Source organism: Ancylobacter sonchi, from assembly GCF_018390695.1.
In the GTDB taxonomy this organism is placed as follows: domain Bacteria; phylum Pseudomonadota; class Alphaproteobacteria; order Rhizobiales; family Xanthobacteraceae; genus Ancylobacter; species Ancylobacter sonchi.
The window spans coordinates 1-5,073 of the sequence record NZ_JAHBGF010000005.1 but is presented as its reverse complement, the minus strand read 5'-3'; the positions used below and the strand labels follow the sequence as shown (position 1 = coordinate 5,073).

The 5,073-nt window shown below is 56.1% G+C and carries 2 tRNA genes and 3 rRNA genes; all 5 read left to right on the top strand.

Features of this window, described 5'->3' with window-relative positions:
* A 16S ribosomal RNA gene (locus KHC28_RS01225) occupies positions 1-1,012 on the top strand; the annotation flags it as partial.
* Between the two features lie 186 nt (positions 1,013-1,198).
* Positions 1,199-1,275 (top strand) — tRNA-Ile (locus KHC28_RS01220).
* Positions 1,276-1,314: 39 nt separating this feature from the next.
* A tRNA-Ala gene (locus KHC28_RS01215) sits at positions 1,315-1,390 on the top strand.
* A 351-nt stretch (positions 1,391-1,741) separates the two neighbouring features.
* A 23S ribosomal RNA gene (locus KHC28_RS01210) occupies positions 1,742-4,558 on the top strand.
* A 104-nt stretch (positions 4,559-4,662) separates the two neighbouring features.
* A 5S ribosomal RNA gene (gene rrf / locus KHC28_RS01205) occupies positions 4,663-4,777 on the top strand.
* The last annotated feature ends 296 nt before the right edge of the window (positions 4,778-5,073 follow it).

Genomic DNA, 5,073 nt, shown 5'->3' with positions numbered 1-5,073 from the left:
ATACGAAGGGGGCTAGCGTTGTTCGGAATCACTGGGCGTAAAGCGCACGTAGGCGGATTGTTAAGTCAGAGGTGAAAGCCTGGAGCTCAACTCCAGAACTGCCTTTGATACTGGCAATCTCGAGTCCGGAAGAGGTAAGTGGAACTGCGAGTGTAGAGGTGAAATTCGTAGATATTCGCAAGAACACCAGTGGCGAAGGCGGCTTACTGGTCCGGTACTGACGCTGAGGTGCGAAAGCGTGGGGAGCAAACAGGATTAGATACCCTGGTAGTCCACGCCGTAAACGATGGAGGCTAGCCGTTGGTGAGCATGCTCATCAGTGGCGCAGCTAACGCATTAAGCCTCCCGCCTGGGGAGTACGGTCGCAAGATTAAAACTCAAAGGAATTGACGGGGGCCCGCACAAGCGGTGGAGCATGTGGTTTAATTCGAAGCAACGCGCAGAACCTTACCAGCCTTTGACATGTCTCGGACAGTTACCAGAGATGGTTTCTTCTCTTCGGAGCCGGGAACACAGGTGCTGCATGGCTGTCGTCAGCTCGTGTCGTGAGATGTTGGGTTAAGTCCCGCAACGAGCGCAACCTTCGCCCTTAGTTGCCATCATTAAGTTGGGCACTCTAGGGGGACTGCCGGTGATAAGCCGCGAGGAAGGTGAAGATGACGTCAAGTCCTCATGGCCCTTACGGGCTGGGCTACACACGTGCTACAATGGCGGTGACAGTGGGATGCGAACTCGCGAGGGTGAGCAAATCTCCAAAAGCCGTCTCAGTTCGGATTGCACTCTGCAACTCGAGTGCATGAAGTTGGAATCGCTAGTAATCGTGGATCAGCACGCCACGGTGAATACGTTCCCGGGCCTTGTACACACCGCCCGTCACACCATGGGAGTTGGTTTTACCCGAAGGCGCTGCGCTAACCCGCAAGGGAGGCAGGCGACCACGGTAGGGTCAGCGACTGGGGTGAAGTCGTAACAAGGTAGCCGTAGGGGAACCTGCGGCTGGATCACCTCCTTTCTAAGGATGTTCCTTCAAGATTGTCCTGAGCTTCGGCTCGCGACGCTTATCGGAACTCTTAGATCATAGCTGGTCAGTCAGACCGGCAACATGCGGGACGCCGCCGTCTTCGTTTCTCTTTCTTCATGGACGAGCCCAGGCCACTGGGTCGGGATGCTGATGTATCCTGGCTGGACTGTTGGCTAGGGGCTTGTAGCTCAGTTGGTTAGAGCGCGCGCTTGATAAGCGTGAGGTCGGAGGTTCAAGTCCTCCCAGGCCCACCATCTCATCATGCGCGGCGTTGCCGCGAGCTGCATCTTTCCGGGGCCATAGCTCAGTTGGGAGAGCGCGTGCTTTGCAAGCATGAGGTCGTCGGTTCGATCCCGTCTGGCTCCACCATCCTTCAAGGGTGATGTCGAGCGCGGGGTCGTATCCCACTCGTCCATGAAAACCTGAATTCGCGGCGTCGAGAGCGTTGTCTCCGGCGAAGCGTGTTGTCTGACATCGTGAAAAAGCAATCATTCGAACTGCCATGCAAGTGGCGGGTCGTAACATCGGTCCCCTTGGGATCCGGTGGATAGGGCCGTCGGGGCGTGACCGCACCGTCGTCGAATGATGCGAAGCAAGCTGGTCTTTAGAATAGCTTCGATACCGTGAGACGGGTCTCTCAAAACCGTCTCGCCCCGAACCTCTCCGCACAGGGAGGTTCGAGCAGAGTTCCTACTTCGGGTAGGTATCGAAGATGAGAACGATCAAGTGTCTTAAGGGCATTCGGTGGATGCCTTGGCGCTGAGAGGCGATGAAGGACGTGGTACGCTGCGATAAGTTACGGGGAGCTGCGAACAAGCTTTGATCCGTAAATTTCCGAATGGGGAAACCCACCTTCGACGACTGGGACTCTGAAGTTTCACTTCAGAGCAATCTGAGCTGTGAAGCTTTGGAATTCCAGTTGTCAGATGAAGGTATCTAGCTCTGAATACATAGGGGTTAGAAGCGAACCCGGGGAACTGAAACATCTAAGTACCCGGAGGAAAGGACATCAACAGAGACTCCGTTAGTAGTGGCGAGCGAACGCGGATCAGGCCAGTGGTGAATGAGCGACAAGTGGAACCGGTCAGGAAAGCCGGGCCTCAGTGGGTGATAGCCCCGTACACGTAATGCAATCATTCATCCTCGAGTAAGGCGGGACACGTGAAATCCTGTCTGAACATGGGGGGACCACCCTCCAAGCCTAAGTACTCCTCAGCGACCGATAGCGAACAAGTACCGTGAGGGAAAGGTGAAAAGCACCCCGACAAGGGGAGTGAAACAGTTCCTGAAACCGGATGCCTACAAACAGTAGGAGCCCAAGGTTCGTCCTGGGTGACTGCGTACCTTTTGTATAATGGGTCAGCGACTTAGTCTGGCGAGCGAGCTTAAGCCGATAGGTGTAGGCGCAGCGAAAGCGAGTCTGAACAGGGCGTTCAGTTCGTCGGATTAGACCCGAAGCCGGGTGATCTAGCCATGAGCAGGTTGAAGGTGCGGTAACACGCACTGGAGGACCGAACCGGTGCCTGTTGAAAAAGTCTCGGATGACTTGTGGCTAGGGGTGAAAGGCCAACCAAACTCGGAAATAGCTGGTTCTCCGCGAAAACTATTTAGGTAGTGCCTCGCGTGAATACTCCAGGGGGTAGAGCACTGGATGGGCTAGGGGGATTTACCATCTTACCAAACCTAACCAAACTCCGAATACCTGGAAGTACTGCGCGGGAGACAGACGGCGGGTGCTAACGTCCGTCGTCGAGAGGGAAACAACCCTGACCTACAGCTAAGGCCCCCAAGTCGTGGCTAAGTGTGAAAGGATGTGAGAGTCCGAAAACAACCAGGAGGTTGGCTTAGAAGCAGCCATCCTTTAAAGAAAGCGTAACAGCTCACTGGTCTAGGATTCTTGCGCCGAAAATGTATCGGGGCTCAAGCCACGCGCCGAAGCTTAGGGTTTGCCTTCGGGCAAGCGGTAGCGGAGCGTTCCGTAAGCCTGCGAAGGAGGACCCGTGAGGGCCTCTGGAGGTATCGGAAGTGCGAATGCTGACATGAGTAACGACAAACAGTGTGAGAGACACTGTCGCCGAAAGTCCAAGGGTTCCTGCGTAAAGCTAATCTGCGCAGGGTTAGCCGGCCCCTAAGGCGAGGCCGAAAGGCGTAGTCGATGGGAATCAGGTGAATATTCCTGAGCCTGTGGGTAGTGACGAATCCCGTGTGTTGTCAGACGAATTGGTTCTGTTCTGGCTTCGAAGGGGTTCCAGGAAATAGCTCCCACATTATAGCCCGTACCCGAAACCGACACAGGTGGACTGGTAGAGTATACCAAGGCGCTTGAGAGAACTATGCTGAAGGAACTCGGCAATTTACCTCCGTAACTTCGGGATAAGGAGGCCTTCCATGTGGGCAACCATGTGGGAGGGGCACAGACCAGGGGGTGGCAACTGTTTAGCAAAAACACAGGGCTCTGCGAAATCGCAAGATGACGTATAGGGTCTGACGCCTGCCCGGTGCCGGAAGGTTAAGAGGAGAGGTGCAAGCTTTGAATCGAAGCCCCGGTAAACGGCGGCCGTAACTATAACGGTCCTAAGGTAGCGAAATTCCTTGTCGGGTAAGTTCCGACCTGCACGAATGGCGTAATGACTTCCCCGCTGTCTCCAGCATAGACTCAGTGAAATTGAATTCCCCGTGAAGATGCGGGGTTCCTGCGGTCAGACGGAAAGACCCCGTGCACCTTTACTGCAACTTTGCACTGGCATTCGTGTCGGTATGTGTAGGATAGGTGGTAGACTTTGAAGCGAGGGCGCCAGCTCTCGTGGAGTCACCCTTGAAATACCACCCTTATAGATATGGATGTCTAACCGCGGTCCGTTATCCGGATCCGGGACATTGCATGGTGGGCAGTTTGACTGGGGCGGTCGCCTCCCAAAGAGTAACGGAGGCGCGCGATGGTGGGCTCAGACCGGTCGGAAATCGGTCGTCGAGTGCAATGGCATAAGCCCGCCTGACTGCGAGACTGACAAGTCGAGCAGAGACGAAAGTCGGCCATAGTGATCCGGTGGTCCCACGTGGACGGGCCATCGCTCAACGAATAAAAGGTACGCCGGGGATAACAGGCTGATGATGCCCAAGAGTCCATATCGACGGCATCGTTTGGCACCTCGATGTCGGCTCATCACATCCTGGGGCTGGAGCAGGTCCCAAGGGTTCGGCTGTTCGCCGATTAAAGTGGTACGTGAGCTGGGTTCAGAACGTCGTGAGACAGTTCGGTCCCTATCTGCCGTGGGTGTAGGAATATTGAGAGGATTTGTCCCTAGTACGAGAGGACCGGGATGAACGTACCTCTGGTGGAGCTGTTGTGGCGCCAGCCGCAGTGCAGCGTGGCTATGTACGGACGGGATAACCGCTGAAAGCATCTAAGCGGGAAACCCACCTCAAAACGAGTATTCCCTCGAGAACCGTGGAAGACGACCACGTTGATAGGCCGGGTGTGTAAGTGCAGTAATGCATTGAGCTTACCGGTACTAATCGTTCGATTGGCTTGATCGTTCTCATCCTCGATATCTATCGAAGGTGAGCTATCCAAAGACCAGATGCTCGAAAGAGTGTTCGCTCGAAAGAGCCTTGCTTCGCAAATGCGTGTGCTTCGCCGGCCTGGTGGCCATTGCGAGGAGCCTGAACCCGATCCCATCCCGAACTCGGCCGTTAAACTCCTCAGCGCCGATGGTACTATGTCTCAAGACCTGGGAGAGTAGGTCGCTGCCAGGCCTGCCGAGCACATGCATGCTTCTTCACAATCTCACGAAAACCCCGCTGCGCAGCAATGCCGGCGGGGTTTTTGCGTGCAGGCCCAACCCGCGAAGCGCACCGACGCGATCATCGCGAATCTGCCGCACGCTCGCACGGCCCTGCCCGTCCCTTGGCTCCGCCGCCCGAACGCGGAACGCCCGACGCAACGGCCATCGCGCCACCGCGAAGCGGATCGGGTAACCACCCGCCAACCGGCCGGGCCGGAGCGGGGGAGGGCGGTGCTGGCCAGCCGGCCGGTGCGTGAGGTTCACTCG